General features: G+C 48.8%; 18 protein-coding genes. 10 read left to right on the top strand and 8 right to left on the bottom strand.

Annotated elements, in window-relative coordinates; all coding sequences use genetic code 11:
* Positions 1-61: 61 nt before the first annotated feature.
* The 4 genes from CIK89_RS08155 (at position 62) to CIK89_RS08140 (ending at position 3,385) form a co-directional block, all read left to right on the top strand.
* Positions 62-286, top strand: a complete 225-nt coding sequence (locus CIK89_RS08155) for a helicase associated domain-containing protein (RefSeq protein WP_094390887.1) — start codon at positions 62-64, stop codon at positions 284-286.
* A gap of 10 nt (positions 287-296) precedes the next feature.
* Positions 297-1,562: a S9 family peptidase gene (locus CIK89_RS08150; RefSeq protein WP_254046649.1), complete on the top strand. Its 1,266-nt coding sequence runs from the start codon at positions 297-299 to the stop codon at positions 1,560-1,562.
* The gene (locus CIK89_RS08145; protein ID WP_254046648.1) at positions 1,547-2,302 is read left to right on the top strand and encodes an SDR family oxidoreductase; all 756 of its coding nucleotides are present in this window, start codon (positions 1,547-1,549) and stop codon (positions 2,300-2,302) included. The genes CIK89_RS08150 and CIK89_RS08145 overlap by 16 nt, the downstream gene beginning before the upstream one ends.
* Before the next feature lie 249 nt (positions 2,303-2,551).
* Positions 2,552-3,385, top strand: a complete 834-nt coding sequence (locus tag CIK89_RS08140; RefSeq protein ID WP_094390886.1) for a TlpA disulfide reductase family protein — start codon at positions 2,552-2,554, stop codon at positions 3,383-3,385.
* An 82-nt stretch (positions 3,386-3,467) separates the two neighbouring features.
* On the opposite strand, the gene CIK89_RS08135 is transcribed toward CIK89_RS08140, so the two are convergent.
* The 4 genes from CIK89_RS08135 to CIK89_RS08120 are packed head-to-tail and all read right to left on the bottom strand — an operon-like array spanning position 3,468 to position 6,058.
* A complete protein-coding gene (locus tag CIK89_RS08135) occupies positions 3,468-4,421 on the bottom strand; it encodes a calcium/sodium antiporter (protein WP_094390885.1) in 954 nt (317 codons plus the stop codon).
* A 27-nt stretch (positions 4,422-4,448) separates the two neighbouring features.
* Positions 4,449-4,868, bottom strand: a complete 420-nt coding sequence (locus CIK89_RS08130) for an RNA-binding S4 domain-containing protein (RefSeq protein WP_058322667.1) — start codon at positions 4,866-4,868, stop codon at positions 4,449-4,451.
* Positions 4,861-5,448: an aminoacyl-tRNA hydrolase gene (gene pth / locus CIK89_RS08125; RefSeq protein ID WP_094390884.1), complete on the bottom strand. Its 588-nt coding sequence runs from the start codon at positions 5,446-5,448 to the stop codon at positions 4,861-4,863. Before pth ends, CIK89_RS08130 begins: the two co-directional genes overlap by 8 nt.
* 16 nt (positions 5,449-5,464) lie before the next feature.
* Complete coding sequence (locus tag CIK89_RS08120) at positions 5,465-6,058, bottom strand: 50S ribosomal protein L25/general stress protein Ctc (RefSeq protein ID WP_094390883.1); 594 nt, start codon at positions 6,056-6,058, stop codon at positions 5,465-5,467.
* A gap of 213 nt (positions 6,059-6,271) precedes the next feature.
* Here CIK89_RS08120 and nusB point away from each other — a divergent pair, with 213 nt between their 5' ends.
* From nusB to CIK89_RS08095, 5 genes are all read left to right on the top strand, one after another.
* Positions 6,272-7,225, top strand: coding sequence for a transcription antitermination factor NusB (nusB, locus tag CIK89_RS08115; RefSeq protein WP_094390882.1), 954 nt, complete (start codon positions 6,272-6,274; stop codon positions 7,223-7,225).
* A 17-nt stretch (positions 7,226-7,242) separates the two neighbouring features.
* A complete protein-coding gene (gene yajC, locus CIK89_RS08110) occupies positions 7,243-7,572 on the top strand; it encodes a preprotein translocase subunit YajC (protein ID WP_094390881.1) in 330 nt (109 codons plus the stop codon).
* Positions 7,573-7,660: 88 nt separating this feature from the next.
* A complete protein-coding gene (locus tag CIK89_RS08105; RefSeq protein ID WP_094390899.1) occupies positions 7,661-8,584 on the top strand; it encodes a hypothetical protein in 924 nt (307 codons plus the stop codon).
* On the top strand, positions 8,581-9,162 hold the full coding sequence (coaE, locus tag CIK89_RS08100) for a dephospho-CoA kinase (RefSeq protein ID WP_094390880.1): 582 nt from the start codon (positions 8,581-8,583) through the stop codon (positions 9,160-9,162). Before CIK89_RS08105 ends, coaE begins: the two co-directional genes overlap by 4 nt.
* Positions 9,159-9,602 (top strand): DUF5606 domain-containing protein, encoded by a 444-nt coding sequence (locus CIK89_RS08095; RefSeq protein WP_094390879.1) that lies wholly within the window; start codon positions 9,159-9,161, stop codon positions 9,600-9,602. Before coaE ends, CIK89_RS08095 begins: the two co-directional genes overlap by 4 nt.
* An 85-nt stretch (positions 9,603-9,687) precedes the next feature.
* Here CIK89_RS08095 and CIK89_RS08090 read toward each other — a convergent pair whose 3' ends face one another.
* Positions 9,688-12,615, bottom strand: coding sequence for a TonB-dependent receptor (locus CIK89_RS08090; RefSeq protein WP_094390878.1), 2,928 nt, complete (start codon positions 12,613-12,615; stop codon positions 9,688-9,690).
* 155 nt (positions 12,616-12,770) lie between these two features.
* On the opposite strand from CIK89_RS08090, the gene CIK89_RS08085 reads away from it, so the two are divergent.
* Entirely contained in the window at positions 12,771-13,814 is a 1,044-nt protein-coding gene (locus CIK89_RS08085; RefSeq protein WP_094390877.1) for a 3-dehydroquinate synthase family protein, read from the top strand.
* A gap of 154 nt (positions 13,815-13,968) precedes the next feature.
* Here the strand turns inward: CIK89_RS08085 and CIK89_RS08080 are convergent, their stop codons facing one another.
* The 3 genes from CIK89_RS08080 to menB are packed head-to-tail and all read right to left on the bottom strand — an operon-like array spanning position 13,969 to position 16,793.
* Positions 13,969-14,958 (bottom strand): AMP-binding protein, encoded by a 990-nt coding sequence (locus CIK89_RS08080; RefSeq protein ID WP_094390876.1) that lies wholly within the window; start codon positions 14,956-14,958, stop codon positions 13,969-13,971.
* Positions 14,949-15,965 carry an o-succinylbenzoate synthase gene (gene menC / locus CIK89_RS08075; RefSeq protein WP_094390875.1) on the bottom strand — a complete coding sequence of 339 codons (1,017 nt, stop codon included), beginning with the start codon at positions 15,963-15,965 and terminating at the stop codon, positions 14,949-14,951. Before menC ends, CIK89_RS08080 begins: the two co-directional genes overlap by 10 nt.
* A 6-nt stretch (positions 15,966-15,971) precedes the next feature.
* Positions 15,972-16,793, bottom strand: coding sequence for a 1,4-dihydroxy-2-naphthoyl-CoA synthase (gene menB, locus CIK89_RS08070; RefSeq protein ID WP_094390898.1), 822 nt, complete (start codon positions 16,791-16,793; stop codon positions 15,972-15,974).
* Positions 16,794-17,384 lie beyond the last annotated feature (591 nt).

Below are 17,384 nucleotides of genomic sequence, written 5' to 3'. Positions count from 1 at the left end.
TCAGAATATGTTTGGATGTTTTTATATGTATTTGTATCTTTGCAGAAAACTATAAAATATTATGGCAAGAAACAGAGAAGAATCATGGGATGCCATGTATCAATTGGCAGTAGCTTATGTCATGGAGCATCATCAGATGCCCGCCAAAAGCAACAAGGAGTATGCCAACATCTTGAACTGGTGGAAATACAATCGAAAGAAATATAACCAAGGAACGCTCAATAATAGTCATGCAGAAAAGCTGATAGAACTCAGTAAAATGCGGACGATACACGAACTACATTAATATATTGACGATGATGAAAACAAACAGAAGCCATCACTTACCTATGATTATCGCCATAGGCATGGCATTGAGCATCATTATTCCACTACAGGCCCTTGCTCAAAAGAAGAATCCGCCTCTGGTCTTTGCCCACGAAAACCAGCATCTGTCACTTATGCAGAAAGCATACTATAAAGAGCGTACATTGACAGCACAACCCTTGTTACCCAATCCTTTTCTGATGGACAACGGAAAGAAAGAGGTGAAACGCTACGGACAATGGGCACAGAGACGTGCCGAACTGTTGGCAAGTATTCAGAAATATGAAATCGGCATGAAGCCTGCGGTAAGCATGGACGATATTGATGCCCGCATGAACGGCGACACCCTTATCGTCGATGTACACGTGGACGGACAGACTCTGACTCTCTCGTCCGTCATTACTTATCCCAAAGGCGGTGAAGCACCCTATCCGCTCATCATCGGAGCCAGTCGCAACTCTATTCCTGCACAACTCTTCACAGCGCGCAATATCGCCTTGATGACCTTCAGAGAGAGTCAGGTGAACAACTACACCCAATGGGGGAAGCACGACAGGCGCGGTCTGTATCAATTCGACCGACTCTATCCTTCGCTAACAGCCAATGGGGCCTATAGTGAATGGGCATGGGGATTCAGCCGACTGCTTGACGGACTACAGAAACTCGGTCCAGAACAAACACACATCGACATGAAGCATATCGGAGTGACAGGATGCTCGTATGCTGGAAAAATGGCGCTCTTCTGTGGAGCCATGGACGAACGCGTGGCATTGATCATCGCACAAGAACCCGGAGGCGGAGGTGCTGCGTCATGGCGTGTATCGCGCACCATAGGTAAGGTGGAAACACTCGACCGTACAGACTACAACTGGTTTTTGGAATCAATGAAGACAACATTCGCTGAAGAACGTGTAGATCTGTTGCCTCACGACCACCACGAACTCATTGCCCTGTGCTGCCCACGTGCCGTATTACTTTTAGGCAATCCTGACTACGAATGGCTGGCTGATCCTTCCATGTATGTTTCTGCAGAAGCTGCCATCAAGGTTTGGCAGCGTTTCGGTATTGCCGACCGCATCGGTTATTCCATCGTACCGGGACATGACCATTGCCAATTGCCCGAATCACAATATCCAGAAGTCGTTGCCTTCATAGAACGTTTCCTCTTGGGCAAGAGCGACACACCTACCACAATACGTATTGCGCCGGCAGACTATCAACAGAAATACGATGTGAAACGATGGGTCAACTGGTAGAGCGTATGAATAAAAAAGCTATTGTGATAGGAGCCACCTCCGGTATCGGACGCGAAGTGGCTTTACAACTGGCAGAAAAAGGATGGCTGGTAGGCATTGCCGGTCGGCGCACAGACCTTTTAAGAGAGGTGCAACGTCAGGCGCCAGAAGGTCGCATCGCTTGTCTCCGACAGATAGATATTACCAAGGATGATGCCTCTGACCTTCTGCAGGAGATGATCAGCGAGATGGGAGGCATGGATCTCTATTTCCACAGTTCGGGTATCGGTTGGCAGAACACCACGCTCGATATTGACAAGGAGCTGCAAACCGTAGCCACCAATGGTATGGGCTTTGTGCGGATGGTAGCTACTGCCTACCGGTGGATGGCAGGAAACCATAAGAAAGGACACATCGCCTGTATCACCTCGATAGCAGGAACCAAAGGACTGGGAGCCGCCCCTGCCTATTCTTCTACCAAGCGTTTCCAAAACCATTATATAGAATGTCTCTCCCAACAGGCGCGAATGCGTCATCTGCCTATCCTGTTCACAGACATCCGACCGGGTTTTGTAAAGACCGACCTCATTGCTGGCAATCATTATCCCCTACAGCTTGATGCCCATCGGGTGGCAAAAGCCATTGTCGATGCGATAGAAAGGGAAAAGGCTATCAAAGTTATCGACTGGTGTTATGCCATCCTTGTATTCTTTTGGCGCCTCATTCCCCATTGGCTTTGGACTCGCATGAAGATTGGGTAAGTGCCAAAACAACCATTTTTCTCTATAGAATTTACAGTATCATAAACTACGGCAAAGATATGAATAAAAACTGAATAAAGCATATATTCCTCCGTTATTTTTTTATTTGATGCGCGTTTTCGTTAATCCAAGTGAGCAGAGATAAGCTTGCTGAAGATAGGCGGCACCTCGGAAATAAAAGAAAAACAAGGTTTTTCTTTGTATTTCACTCGGTTTGCACTATCTTTGTAGCGGTAAAACAAAAACAATATGAAGAAAATTTTAACTTTGGCCCTAATGGCCATATCACTGGGCGCATACGCACAGGAAGATGTGTATAAAGTGCAGATGGATGCCATCGATGCACAGGGTGAACAAGTAATGAAAGAGTATCGTGCACTACGCGAGAAAGACCCTAAAGGGGAACTGCCGGAGACTAAAGCACGCATCGTACAGTTGTCAAACCAGATGGACTCACTCAGCGGAGTACAACTCAAACTGGTACGTACCATCATCCGCGACAATAAAAACAATACGATTCCTGCCAAATACATCCTCAGCGCCATGTACGACTTCGACTATAATGAGTTGAAGAGTATTCTCGATCCTACTGCTGCCTACTACAACTGCCCGGAACTTGACCGTCCCAAGAAACTCTTGGCGGGTATGGAGAAAAGAGCACCTGGCAAGAAATTTACTGATCTGCAGATGAACGACACAGACGACCGCTATGCTCCATTGAGCCAATGGGTAGGAAAAGGTCAGTATGTATTAGTGGATTTCTGGGCTTCATGGTGCGGTCCCTGCCGACAGGAAATGCCTAATCTGGTTGCCAACTATGAGAAATACCACGACAAAGGATTTGAGATTGTGGGTGTTTCCTTCGACCAAAAGAAAGAGGCTTGGGTGGAAGGCATTCAGAAACTCGGTATGAAATGGCCACAGATCAGCGACCTCAAAGGTTGGAAGTGTGCTGCAAGTGAGGTTTATGGTGTAGCAAGCATCCCTTCCAACATACTGGTTGACCCCAACGGCATCATCGTTGCCATGGATCTTCGCGGTGAGAAGGTTGGCGAGAAACTCAAGGAAATCTACGGAGAATAAACTACCGCTTATAAATATAATATGGGCTTTACAGCAAACAAACCTGCTGCAAAGCCCATATTTCTTTATATCGCAATGCTGTCTATGCCTGACTCAACAACCAAGCCATATAACCGAGGAAGCCTGCGGTAAGCACACCACCTTCCCAGCGTGCCACCGTATATCGGGTACGCGCAAAAAACCATACCAGAGCGACCGATACCAAGGTCATCAGCAGATCTATCATCGTGATACCGTTAATCTGCATCGGACAGATAAGAGCTGTCACACCAAGTATCATCAGTACATTGAACACATTACTGCCAATAACATTTCCGATCGCCATGGCAGAACGGCCTTTACGGGCTGCCACTACACTCGTTGCCAGTTCGGGCAACGAAGTACCGCCAGCCACAATCGTCAGTCCGATGACACTCTCACCTACTCCCAACGAAGTGGCAATACGCGATGCGGCACCGACAAACCAATCACTACCGAATACCAAGGCTGCCAAACCGACCACCACATAGATGATGCTCAACCATACCGATTGCGCCTTCACCTGTGCTGTTTCCGAATCATCGGCTTTGGCATGCTTCAACGTATAATACATGAATAGGACATAGCCCACCAGCAACATCACACCATCCAAGCGACCGATAGTGTGTCCGGTGATGGTCCACGACAGTTGCCCGTCAATACATGCCAACACCAATAGTACCGATGCAATTACGGCAAACGGGATGTCTTTATGTACCGTAGAACGGCTGATGACCATCGGGGCTACCATGGCGGCACAGCCCACAATAAGCATCGCATTCATAATATTCGAACCGACCACATTACCCACCGCCAAATCGGGGGTGCCCTTCAATGCCGATACCAGACTGACAAAGAGTTCGGGTGCCGACGTACCAGCAGCCACAATGGTCAGACCAATGACAATTTCTGAAACATGCAGCCGACGGGCTAATGCCGAAGCACCTTCTGTCAGTCGGTCTGCTCCTGCCAATACAACAGAAATGCCGATAATCACGATAATGATGTCGAGTATCATAAAAACTATTTCTTGATCTCTAAAAGACTATTCTTCGTCATCCCAATCAAAATCATCGAAGCCCTCAAGCGACGGTCCGATAAAATCATCGAGCGCACGACGTTCCTTCTTCGTAGGACGACCTGTGCCACGGGCACGATCCACAAAACCGCTGATGCGGTTCATCTCCAGCAGTTCATACTGATCGGGAGTTGTCACATTCTCATAAATCTCAGGCAAGAGTTTGGCACCGACACGCTGCTCAATGGTTTTGAGAACCTTGAAAGAATAGGTGACGGGAGGCTTACGCACACTTACCGTCTCACCAACCTTCACCATACGTGAAGGCTTCACGTTGACACCACCGATAGTGACACGACCATTCTTGATGGCGTCAGCGGCAATGCTGCGTGTCTTGAAGATTCGTGCAGCCCACAGCCATTTGTCTATACGTGCCAGTTCAGCCATTCTGCTTCACTCCTTTCCCCAGCTTGTTATACTGGTTCATGGTGATGTCAATACCCGCCAACACAAAGCTGCGGATAATCTCCACACCAAGGTCAAGAGCCGGCTGAAGCGTCTTCATATCGTCGTCACTATAGCGTCCTAACACATAATCCACCTGCATGCCTTGCGGATAATCGTTGCCGATTCCCATGCGCAAACGGGCATACTGCTGTCCGATGAGTTGCTGGATATGTCCCAATCCGTTATGTCCGCCATTAGAACCATTGGCTTTCAGTCGGAAATGTCCAAGTGGCAGAGCAACATCGTCGCTGATGACGAGCAAACGGCTCTGGTCGATATTCTCTTTGTTGAGCCAATAGCGCACGGCATTACCGCTCAGATTCATATAAGTGGTAGGTTTCAGCAGAAATACCTTACGGCCTTTGATAGAAACCTCTGCCACATACCCATAACGCTTGTCCTCAAAAACAATATTGGACGCTTTAGCAAAAGCGTCCAATACCATAAATCCAGTATTGTGGCGGGTCATATCGTATTCACTACCGACATTGCCCAAACCGACAATCAAGTATTTGTCCATGCTCTATGCAGTCAGATTATTCTGCAGTGGCAGCAGCCGAGCGAGATGCACGGGTAGCCTTAACAGAGCAAACGATAACCTCTTTTGGAGTGGCGATCTCAAGACCTTCGAAGCTGAGAGCAGCCACCTTGATGCTCTTACCGAGCTCGAGGTTTGTAACATCGATGTTCAGAATTTCAGGAATCTGCTGATAAGGAGCGGTAACGTTGATCTTGCGGATCTGGAGCTGAAGCTTACCACCATCGCGCACACCCTGGGCCAGACCGTTGAGCTTAACGGGAATACCTACAGTGATGTTCTTGGTGTCGTTCACCTCGTAGAAGTCTGCGTGAAGCAGAGCATCGGTTGTTGGGTGGAACTGAAGCTCCTTGATGATAGCCTTGTGCTCTTCACCGTCGATGTTCAGCACTACTACATATACATGAGGAGTATAAACTACCTTGCGGAGTTCTGCCATAGAAGCTACAAATGAGAATGCTACGGGAAGTCCGTTCTCATCTTTCTTCTCACCATACAAATTACAGGGTACGAGTCCTTCTTTGCGAAGCTGTTTAGAGGCTTTTTTGCCCAAATCGGTGCGCTTCTGACCGTTTACGTTGATTTCTTTCATAATAATAAATGTGTTACTCTAAATTAAGTTGTTTTTGCTTAATTCACCATCACACGAAGCGAAAAAGCGGTGCAAAGGTACGAAAAATTTGTGATATGCCCATAACATCCACTACTTTTTTACATTATTTCATCGCTTTTCTTGCACGAGAATGGATTTCTTTGTATTTTTGCACTTGATAAGAGTATCAAAATAATTATTTTCAACAGATTTATGATTAATCGGGAATTAATAAGAATCAAGACCGTTCAGTTAACCTATGCCTATTATCAAAACGGCAGCAAGAACATTGAATCGGCAGAGAAGGAACTTCTTTTCAGCCTCTCCAAGGCCTACGATATGTATGCCTATCTGCTGGCGCTCATTGTTGGCATTACAAAAGAGTCGCGCAGACATTTGGAGGTTGCCCAGGCGAGGGCACAGCGCGAAGGCACAGAAATGCCATCACAGAAGTTCGCTTACAACCGTTTTGCACTGCAGCTTGAAGAGAACAAGATGCTCAACGAGCTGATGGAAACACAGAAGAAATCGTGGAACGACAATCCCGAATTTCTTAAAAAGTTGTATCTTCAGATTACGGAAAGTCAGATTTACCACGATTATATGGCTGACGAGCAAGACGATTACGCTGCTGACCGCGAGGTGTGGCGTAAGATTTATCGTACGTTCATTCAGAATAATGACGACCTTGACGCCCTGCTTGAAGAAGAGAGTCTTTACTGGAACGACGACAAGGACATCGTTGACACCTTCGTACTGAAGACCATCAAGCGTTTCGACGAAAAGAAGAAAGCCAGTCAGGAGTTGCTGCCAGAATACGACAGCGAGGAAGACAAGGACTATGCACGCAAGCTGTTCCGCTATGCCATCCTCAATGCCGATGAATATCAGCATCTCATGAGCGAAGCTTCCATCAACTGGGACTTCTCCCGTCTGGCCTATATGGACATCATCATCATGCAGGTGGCCATTGCAGAGATGCTATCCTTCCCCAGCATTCCCATCAACGTTACCATCAACGAGTTTGTAGAGATTGCCAAGGCCTACTCTACCCCACGCAGTGGCAGTTACATCAATGGTATGCTCGACAACATTGCCCATCATCTCATTGAAACAGGACGTTTGCTCAAGCGCATTGACGACAGAAACGATAAGATTACACAATAAAAACAATATTAACGACTATGACACAGATTATCCTCGCCGCACAAGCCGGTGGTGCCCAGGGTGGCAGCATGAGTTTTATCATTATGATGGTGGCTATCTTTGCCATCATGTATTTCTTCATGATTCGCCCTCAGCAGAAGCAACGCAAGAAGATTCAGCAGTTTCAGAACTCTCTGGCCGAAGGTCAAGAAGTTGTAACCGGCGGTGGCATCTATGGCAAAGTGAAGCGCGTTGACCTGGCAACAGGCATCATCGAAGTGGAGATTGCCCATGGTGTAGTTATCAAAGTTGATAAAAACTTTGTATATGACAATGTGGCTGCTACCATGCAGACCGCTCAAAAATAACATCCGGCATTCATGCCGCGACTATTAAGTCAGCATTTTGAATCCACAACACCTGACACGGATCACCAGACGTTTCTTGTTCAGCACCATGAGCAAGCAACTTCTGGTGTTTCTGTTTTTTCTTTTTCTATCGGGAGCTTTCTGGCTTATTCTCACTCTCAATGAGACCTACGAACAGGAAGTGAAGGTTCTCATACGCATCAAGGGAGTCCCTCGAAATGCCGTACTCACCTCGTCTGAGACAGATACCATCCGCGTCACCTTACGCGACAAGGGTTGGGTCATCATGGGCTATCTTTACAACCACACCACAATGCTCAATATTCCCTTCAAGACCTATGACCGAGGGCAAGGAAAAGGAGCGGTTAGCAGCAGTGAACTCAAACGCCTCATCGAACTACAACTGGAATCGTCCACCTCTATTATCAGCATGAAGCCCGACAGGGTGGATTTCAGTTATAACAACGGTGAGCGCAAGCGTGTACCGGTAAGATGGGCTGGCCGTGTCATCCCCGAACAGCTTTATTTCATCTCACATGTGCAATATTGGCCCGACAGTGTTGACGTTTATGCCTCAAGCGAGAAACTCGACAGCATTCGTGCCATGTTCACCGAGCCGCTCAACTATGCAGGATTCCGCGACACTTTGATGGTTGACTGCCGGTTGGCACATATTAAAGATGTGAAGGTTGTACCTGAATATGTGCGCATCGGATTCTTTACCGATGTCCTCACCGAAGAGAGTATCGATGGTGTAACCATTCAAGCCATCAACATGCCGAAGGGTAAAGTGTTGCGCACCTTCCCGCAAAAGGTCAAGGTGAACTTCATCACGGGTGTCAACCAGTTCAGGTCGTTGCGCCCAGAGGACTTCACCGTTGTGGCAGACTACCAGGAAATCATGCAGCATCCGTCTGACAAGTGTAACATCTACCTGCGCAATGTGCCTCATGGCATCAGTCGCGCCACTCTCGAAATGAAACAGGTGGATTATCTCATCGAAGAAGAATGAAGATAGGTATCACAGGAGGAATCGGAACAGGTAAGAGTTACGTGTGTCGCCTGCTCAAACAGCGTGGCATCGAGGTTTACGACTGCGACGAGGCTGCCAAACGCCTCATTCGCACCTCACCTATTATATATAAAGGACTCTGCCAACTCATCGGCCCCGATGCTTTTCTCTGTCAGACCGACAAAGACGAACACACGCTCAACAAGGCTGCCGTGACGCGTTTCCTCTTGCAGAGCGATACCCATGCGCAAGCCATCAACGACATCGTCCATCCTGCCGTATTCCGCGATTTCGAGGAGAGCGGCATCCAGTGGATGGAGAGTGCCATCCTCTTCGAATCAGGCATCAACCGCTTGGTCGATAAGGTTGTCATGGTGAGTGCTCCCGATGAGGTGCGCATCAACCGAGTCATGTCACGCGACCACATCAGCAGGGAGAAGGTGATGCAGTGGATGCAACGCCAATGGTCTCAGGAAAAAGTGCGGCAGCTGTCTGACTTCGAGATTGTCAACGACGGCATACAGCCCCTCGAACCACAAATAGAAACAATTATCAAACAATTAGCATACAAATCATGAAACAGACTATTTTAGCCATCTCGGGCAAACCGGGACTTTACAAACTCGTGTCACGCGGCAACAACAGCCTCATCGTTGAGGCACTCGATGCGACACATAAGCGCATGCCTGCTTTCGGCAACGACCGTATCACATCACTGGCCGACATCGCCATGTTTACCGAAACAGACGATGTGCCCTTGATGACCATCCTCGCCTCACTGCGTGATTTGGAAGGTGGCAAGGAGTCAAGCCTCAACTACAAGAAGGCAAGTCCTGCCGAACTCCATGAGTATTTCACCAAGGTGTTGCCTGAATGGGATCGCGACCGCGTTCACAACAGCGACATCAAAAAGCTCATTCAGTGGTACAACATCCTTGTAAAAGCTGGTGTTACCGACTTTGAAGAGGAGATGGCTCCCACAGAGGGCGACAATATCGACGACCGCAAAGCAGAATAATTCTGTCGTCAATATCCCCATAAGAAAGGTGCAGACCAATAATAATGGCCTGCACCTTTTCATGTATTGTTGAAAACAGTTGATGTTAGAATCTGCGAGGACCGCCGAAACCTCCACCAAAGCCAGGACCGCGCATGCCTCGACGGTTATCATGTGGACCGCGCATGCTCGACTTGCCTCCGAAGATATTCAGCCTGTATGATGCGGTCAGCATGGCATAGTTGGTAATGGCGTTGTATTCCGTATCAGCACGCTGCATGGCGTTGACCGTGCGGCTGAAGGTAGATTGCTGATGAAGGATGTCGTAGAGCTGGAGTGACACGGTGAGTGCGTTGCCACGGAGGAACGACTGCGAGAGTTGTGCATTCCATATCAGTTCGTTGGTATTCATCGACGAGTCGCTGAAACCACGACGACTGTTCATATTGAGTCCTGACGACAGTTGCGTACCCCACGGTGCGGTCAGCATCAAACTGGCACCATAGGAGAAGGTCCATGTGTCGAGGTTGTTGTTGGCCTGCAGTTTACTGCGAGCGTGCATATAACTGAGTGAACCGTTGAGTTCAAATTCCAACCAATCGTTGCGGTAGCTGGCAGCAATGCGTTCGCTGAGATTCGTAGTGCGAGTGGTTGACTTCTGTGAGTCTGCCTTATCCACACTGACATATCCTACACTGTTGCTGTAGTTCACCGTCGTGAAGGTGTTCACATTGAAATAGGCAGCAGTATCGATTGCGGTATTGAACATAAACATACCGAAGGCATTCCAGTTGCCGTTGATATTCTCAGGCCGTGTGGTTCGTCCACCGGTTGTCTTATCGTAGGTCACCATATTGGAGATGGAGTTGTCGGTAGTTGAAAACATCAGATGCGCCATAATGCTACGCTGATGATTCTGGATATAGTTGTTGTAGAAAAGACGGAAATTTTGGGTGAACGATGGTTTCAGTCCTGGGTTACCCTTCTTGACGTTGAGTGGATTGCTGTCATCGGTAATATCGAGCAGATCGGTCATTGAAGGCTGACTGGTAGTTCCGCGGTAGGTGAAGCGCAACTGACTCAACTTCGAAATCTTCCAACGGAAATCGGCTGTCGGGGTAACATTGGTCACCGTACGGGTGGTATCAGTATGTACGCTCTGATAGTCCTGCACGAAGTGTGACTTCTGTGGCACTACCTGCACACCCACATTGAAATTATAGTCTTTTTTTATCACGCGCAACATGACATCGGCTGTGTGGATGTAGTTTTTATATTCCGAATAACGGCTGAGCTTATTGTCGCGATAGTTGTCGAGCGAGGCATTGCCCAGGAGCGAGAGGTAACTGTCCCACTGGCGGTAGTCTGCATCGACATCAAAGAAGTTGGCGTTGATATTGCTGAGGTCGTAAGTACCACGGTCGCTCTTCGAGTATTTATACTGATACTGGTAACTGAACTGCAAATAAGTTTTGGGCAGGATAGGTTCGCTGTAGAGGGCCTTGATACTGTAGTTCCAGTTGGTAGTGGGAGTCACGGCGTATCTGTTGGCTTGATAGGTTGAGTCGCTACCCGCACTATTAAGCAGTTGGAAATACTCCACCATACTGTTGGTAAACGATTTGCTCATGCCGTCACCATAGTTACCGCCCAGGGTCAAGGTCACGTTGCGGCCGTTGGCACTCAGCTTGCGGTTCATCTGCAATTTTGCACCAGCATTTTTCGAGTCGCTATAACTGAGCGAGTTGTCGTTGTTACGGTTTTTGACGAGTCCGTCGTTGCGCATGGCTTCCACCAGTTCATCATTGTTGAGGGGGTCGTTGCCATAGGTATAGGGGTCGTCATCAAAGGTCAGCGAATAACCTTTGCTGAGTCCGTCGTTGGAACCATAGGTGAAGTGCGGACGAAACATGATATTGGTCATGCTGTCGGGAGTCCATTCCAAACGCATGCGTACATCCCAGTTGTTGGATCGTGTATAGTTCTGGTTACGGCTGTTGCCAAAGGTAGAGGCTGTTCCGCTTAGGAAGTTTTCGGTTGATTTCAACACATAGGCATCACCGTCGCTGTGGTTCCAGCGCACACTACCGTCGAGAATCAGCTTATCGGGAATCTCATAGTTGAGGTTGAAGCCCACCATCTTGGTAGCTGTCAGTCCCTGTCGTCCACCGCCGAAGCGTCCACCGCCACCGCCGGGGAATCCCATATCGTTTACATTGTTAGCACTCATCATACCGAAGGCCTTAAGGTCTTTGCTCTGCGTACCGCCAAAGGCACGGTTGCTGTAACGGTCTTTCGTACCAGCCCCGAGATTCACGTTGAGCATCTGTCCGTGGTTCATGCCCTTCTTCACACCGAAGTCGAGCACGGTTTCCTCTTCGCCATCATCAATACCTGTCACACGCGCCTGGTCACTCTTCTGATCGTATGCCCGCACACGTTCTACAATAGAGGTGGGCAGATTCTTCATGGCTGTCTTGGTGTCACCTGTCATAAACTCCTTACCGTCGATCAGTATCTTTTTCACCTCCTTGCCGTTGATGGTGATCTTACCTGAGTCGTCAACCTGTGCACCAGGGAGGCGACGCACGAGTTCTTCCACTACCGATCCTTCTGGAGTGCGGTATGCTGATGCATTATATACAAAGGTGTCGGCCTTGACAGTCACCTTGGCTGCATGTCCGGTAACGGTGGCTCCTTTCAGCATAATAGCATCGGGCGAAAGGGCAATAGTGCCCAAAGCCACATTCTTGTCGGCTGTCACATTGATGCGCTTGGTATAGGTTTTAAATCCCACACAGGTCACCTGAATAATATATCGGCCTGTGGCTGGTGCTTTCAGCGAGAACTGTCCATTCAAATCAGTCAACACACCTTTCACCATCGTACTGTCTGTCTTCAACAGGCGTACGGTGGTCTGTGCCACTGGATCCTGCGAGTCGTTTTCAATCACTTTACCCGTAATGGAGCGCTGCGCCATGGCTATTATGGCAATGGTCAACGTCATCAGGGTCATTAGGAATCTCTTTTTCATTTTCTATAGGTAACGTTTTAAGTTCAATCTGGGGTTTTTGACGCTTAAATCGCCAAAGAGTTTAACCCAAAAAGCAGGAAAAATGCCCATTTCGTCAATTATCTATAATTTTTATAGACGAAATTGCAAATTTTATACTAATTTTGCAGACAGAAATGAAACAACAGAAGGTTATCATATCACAAAACATTCGGAAAGCACTCGACGAAGCTGTAGCGGCATGTAGCCACGACCGTCTTTTGGTGCTTGTTGATGAAACAACGCTCAAAGCATGTTGGCCTCTGGTCTGCCAATGTCCGTCGATGCACGATGCACAGTTGATCACCATCGGCTGTACCGACACTCACAAGACGCTCGATACCCTATCCTTTGTTTGGAGCGAAATGCAACGCCTTGGTGCCACACGCCATTCGCTGATGGTCAATCTGGGTGGTGGCATGGTCACCGATTTAGGTGGGTTTGCTGCTTCCACATTCAAGCGCGGCATTGCTTATATCAACATCCCCACTACCCTGCTCTCTATGGTCGATGCCAGTGTTGGCGGCAAGACGGGCATCAATTTCGGAGGATTGAAAAATGAAATCGGTGTATTCAACAATGCCTGTTGTGTCATCCTCGATACTGAATTTCTGCACACCATGGATCGGGAGAATATTCTCTCTGGCTATGCGGAGATGTTGAAACACGGACTGATTTCCACCAAAGAACGCTGGAGTCAGTTGGTTTGCTTCGCCCCTGTCACCTCGCACATCACCAGTGAAATGGTGGCTGATAATGTGAGTGTGAAGCAACACATCGTGACGGAAGATCCCACAGAGCACGGCATCCGCAAAGCACTCAACCTCGGACATACGGCAGGACATGCTTTCGAATCGTTGGCATTGGAGCGCCAGCCTATTCTTCACGGCTATGCGGTGGCATACGGACTGATTGTGGAGTTGTATCTCTGTTGTGTCAAGACTGGATTTCCCACCGACATCATGCGTCAGACCGTGGCATTCATCAAGGAGAACTACGGACGGATGGCAATCACCTGCGACGACTATCCTCGACTGATAGAATTGATGCACCACGACAAGAAGAATGTGGGCAACACCATCAACTTCACGCTTTTGGGCCATGTGGGCGACATCCGCATCGACCAAACAGCTACTGAAGACGAAATCAAAGAGGCACTCGATTTCTATCGTGAGTGCTGAACCGATATACCCATCATGATGCTTTGGCATCATTTCGTTCTACTACCTATTTATAATACTAACAACCGAAAAGAGGGACGAATCCGTGAGGACACGTCCCCCTTATGTTTTCAGTCCTTTTATATTCTGATTGATGATCTGTGATTATTGAGTGTCATCCATGCATTCCGTGTGCAACCGCCATTTGTTCAGCTTCGGCACGTGCAGGTTTGCCGGTCGCAGTCTGAGGCAGATGTGCTACGGTGAAGATGCTTCGTGGTTGCCAATAGCGAGGCAGATGATTACGACAAATGTTGCGAAGGCCTTCCCTGTCATCACTCTCCGTCAGCATGACCACCTGTTGCCCCAATACCGGATGGGGTGCACGGGTTATCATCAACGGCACATCGGTATAAGCATGCAACAACCGCTCCACCTCTTCCATCTGAATCTTGATGCCACCCGAACATATCACATTATCGCGCCTGCCAAGAATACGGAAACATCCGTCAGCACGCAGTTCCACGATATCGTTGGTCACGAGCACTCCCTCATGTACGGCAGGAGCATCTATCGTCAAACAACCTTCGGCGGTAACCGACAGACCGACACCTTCAAAGGGTTTGTACCATTCCGACCGTTGCGGCCCGTTGAGCCGGCGGAGGGCGATATGCGACAACGTCTCGGTCATTCCGTAGGTGCTCCATACGGCATGTGGGAAATCTCGGAGCTGTGCAGCCAATTGGTCATCGATGGATCCACCGCCGATAATCAGTTGCCGAATATCCATGATCCGTTTCCGTTGTTCATCATTCTTCAGCGATTGGCACACCTGCAGGGGCACCATGGCAGCAAAGTCAATCTGCTGTAGTGATGGAGGCAAGAGGGCAAGAGGATGGCTGCTGGGTTCTACCGTTGTCAGCCGCAGTTGACTCACCAGCGACCTGACCACCATCATCTTGCCGGCTATATAGTCGAGTGGCAGACAGAGCAATGCGGTGTCTCCTGCTTTCAGTCCGAGGAAACGGCAGGTAATACGTGCCGACGCTTCCATGCGTCGTTTCTCCACCCATAGGGGTTTGGGGTTCCCTGTCGATCCACTGGTGTGTACGAGCAGGGTGTCACAGTCGTTGTGCCATTCCTCCAAAAACTCTTCTATCTGCATCGCCATAGTTTGTCACCCTTGATGGTCAGCGGCATGGGTATATTATCCGTAAAGAGTTGGCCGGTGCCCAGTCCTTGGGGTATGCGGATGGCAGAACCATAGATATCGGCTGTGAGTTGGGCAATGGCGTCAAGACCGACATTACTCTCCAATGCTGAGGTTATCCAACTGCCTATTCCCATATCGCGAGCTGTCTCTACCCACTCTCTTACTCCCATCATACCGCCATGCAATGAGGGTTTCAATACGATATAAGCGGGACGGATGATGTTGAGCATCTGTCGTTTTTGGTCTCTGTCGTTCACACCGATGAGTTCTTCATCGAGTGCGATGGGCAATGGTGAGTTGCGACAGAGTTCTGCCATGAAGCTCCACTGCCCGGCACGAATGGGCTGTTCGATGGAGTGGATTGCATATTGCGCTAAGAGTTCCATGCGGTAGAGTGCATCTTCAAAGTCAAATGCTCCGTTGGCATCGACACGCAGCTCCACCTCCCGATGGCTGTATCTGTTGCGTATGCGCTTCACGAGTTCGAGTTCATCCTCAAAGCGGATGGCACCAATCTTGAGTTTCACGCAGTGGAATCCCTGGTCGAGTTTCTGGTCGAGCCGTTGAGTCATCTCTTCGAAATTGCCCATCCATACCAGTCCGTTGATGGTGATTCCCTCTTCTCCCCTGCTGAATGGGGTGTCGAAGATGATGTCACCCGCTTGCAGATGGAGCATGGCGGTTTCCAGTCCGAAGAGCATCGAGGGATAGTCGCGCAGGAGTTCTGGGTCGAAACATCCCGTCTGTTCTATCTGGTCGCAGAAGCGGCGCAACAGTTGGGCGTAGTCTGAACGGTCGTCACAACTGAGTTGGGGTAGCGGAGCACATTCTCCCACGCCCTGACGATTGCCATCGGTGACGGTCACAAACCACGACCGACGGTCGGTATAGATGCCTCGTGATGTTCCGGCAGGCTGTCGGAAATGGAGCACCCGCTCTTCCAAGTCTATCTTATACATTGCTGATCAGGGGATTTGAGGGTATTTGTCAAAATCGGGTTTGCGCTTCTCCAAGAATGCCTTGCCACCCTCTTGTGCTTCATCGAGGAAGTAGTAGAGCATGGTAGCATCGCCTGCCAACTGCTGAATACCGGCTTGTCCGTCGAGTTCGGCATTGAGTCCGGCTTTGATCATGCGCAAAGCAATGGGTGAACGTTCCATCATCTCTTCTGCCCATGCCACACACTCGTCTTCCAGTTGGTCGAATGGCACGACCTTGTTGACCATGCCCATACGTTCTGCCTCCTGGGCTGAATACTGGCGACAGAGAAACCATATCTCGCGGGCCTTCTTCTGTCCCACCATTCGTGCGAGGTAGGATGCACCGAAGCCGGCGTCAAAGGATCCGACCTTAGGACCAGTCTGTCCGAAGATGGCATTTTCCGATGCGATGGTCAGGTCGCACACCAGATGGAGCACATGACCGCCGCCGATAGCATAGCCGTTGACCATGGCAATAACGGGTTTGGGCAGTCGGCGTATCTGCATCTGCACATCGAGGACACTCAGTCTGGGCACGCCTTCTTCGTCAATATATCCTCCACGGCCTTTCACATGCATATCGCCTCCCGAACAGAATGCTTTGTCGCCGGCACCGGTGAGCAGTACGACGCGGATGCGCTGCAGTTCACGACAGATGGCGAAGGCCTGACTCAGTTCGAGGGTGGTCTTTGGTGTGAAGGCGTTGCGGTACCGTGGTCTGTTGATGGTAATCTTGGCAATGCCGTTGTATTCTTCGAAGAGGATCTCTTCAAACGCTCTGATGGGTTTCCATTGTCTTGTTGTCATAGTCTGTTTCTTTACTCGTTTATTATCATTTTGGAGTTCCATTTTCATCCTTCGTTTTCATCCTTCGTTTTTCGCTTCATTCCCACATCGTCTGTTTTTCCTTTTCAGTTCCCATGTTCCTCCCATTTTGTCCCATCGTCGCCCGCCTGATTCTGGGATTTAATGCGGATTCACTGGTGACTTACTGAGGAGTTGCCCACGTCTGTGTGCGGACGGAATGTTCTGTGCGATGAGTGATTCTCTCTTGGACTTCGGTGCAAAGGTACGAAAAAAAACAATAGGTTGTTCCACTTGTCGCCAACTTGTGATGGAAATGTCCGTCACCTTGTTACATTTCTCTGTGTATCAATGCGTTACAAAGCCTAATTTTGGAGTGTAAATCTTAGCGGTTATTGTATATTGCTGAATATTAGGCAGTTAGGTGGAGTACTATACGTATATTGGCTTGAACCTGTGATAAAATCATGGGTATGCTGTTAGACGCTGTAATAGAAATGAACCATAGTGTTAGAGCGCCAACTGCGTTTTACAGTTTTACAGTTTTACAGTATTACAGTTTTGAAAAACGGTTTCTGACTTTCGAGCCGATTT

Origin of the sequence: Prevotella sp. P4-119, assembly GCF_002251345.1 — a bacterium.
GTDB lineage: Bacteria > Bacteroidota > Bacteroidia > Bacteroidales > Bacteroidaceae > Prevotella.
The sequence above is the reverse complement of the archived record's forward strand: the minus strand, read 5'-3'. Positions and strand labels throughout refer to the sequence as shown.

Coding starts and splice junctions, on each gene's coding strand:
- CIK89_RS08150 (WP_254046649.1), top strand. CDS start 297: ATGATGAAAACAAACAGAAGCCATCACTTACCTATGATTATCGCCATA.
- pth (WP_094390884.1), bottom strand. CDS start 5,448: ATGGACAAATACTTGATTGTCGGTTTGGGCAATGTCGGTAGTGAATAC.
- CIK89_RS08140 (WP_094390886.1), top strand. CDS start 2,552: ATGAAGAAAATTTTAACTTTGGCCCTAATGGCCATATCACTGGGCGCA.
- CIK89_RS08085 (WP_094390877.1), top strand. CDS start 12,771: ATGAAACAACAGAAGGTTATCATATCACAAAACATTCGGAAAGCACTC.
- CIK89_RS08135 (WP_094390885.1), bottom strand. CDS start 4,421: ATGATACTCGACATCATTATCGTGATTATCGGCATTTCTGTTGTATTG.
- CIK89_RS08090 (WP_094390878.1), bottom strand. CDS start 12,615: ATGAAAAAGAGATTCCTAATGACCCTGATGACGTTGACCATTGCCATA.
- CIK89_RS08155 (WP_094390887.1), top strand. CDS start 62: ATGGCAAGAAACAGAGAAGAATCATGGGATGCCATGTATCAATTGGCA.
- CIK89_RS08095 (WP_094390879.1), top strand. CDS start 9,159: ATGAAACAGACTATTTTAGCCATCTCGGGCAAACCGGGACTTTACAAA.
- menC (WP_094390875.1), bottom strand. CDS start 15,965: ATGTATAAGATAGACTTGGAAGAGCGGGTGCTCCATTTCCGACAGCCT.
- CIK89_RS08145 (WP_254046648.1), top strand. CDS start 1,547: ATGGGTCAACTGGTAGAGCGTATGAATAAAAAAGCTATTGTGATAGGA.
- CIK89_RS08080 (WP_094390876.1), bottom strand. CDS start 14,958: ATGCAGATAGAAGAGTTTTTGGAGGAATGGCACAACGACTGTGACACC.
- CIK89_RS08120 (WP_094390883.1), bottom strand. CDS start 6,058: ATGAAAGAAATCAACGTAAACGGTCAGAAGCGCACCGATTTGGGCAAA.
- nusB (WP_094390882.1), top strand. CDS start 6,272: ATGATTAATCGGGAATTAATAAGAATCAAGACCGTTCAGTTAACCTAT.
- CIK89_RS08105 (WP_094390899.1), top strand. CDS start 7,661: ATGAGCAAGCAACTTCTGGTGTTTCTGTTTTTTCTTTTTCTATCGGGA.
- coaE (WP_094390880.1), top strand. CDS start 8,581: ATGAAGATAGGTATCACAGGAGGAATCGGAACAGGTAAGAGTTACGTG.
- yajC (WP_094390881.1), top strand. CDS start 7,243: ATGACACAGATTATCCTCGCCGCACAAGCCGGTGGTGCCCAGGGTGGC.
- CIK89_RS08130 (WP_058322667.1), bottom strand. CDS start 4,868: ATGGCTGAACTGGCACGTATAGACAAATGGCTGTGGGCTGCACGAATC.
- menB (WP_094390898.1), bottom strand. CDS start 16,793: ATGACAACAAGACAATGGAAACCCATCAGAGCGTTTGAAGAGATCCTC.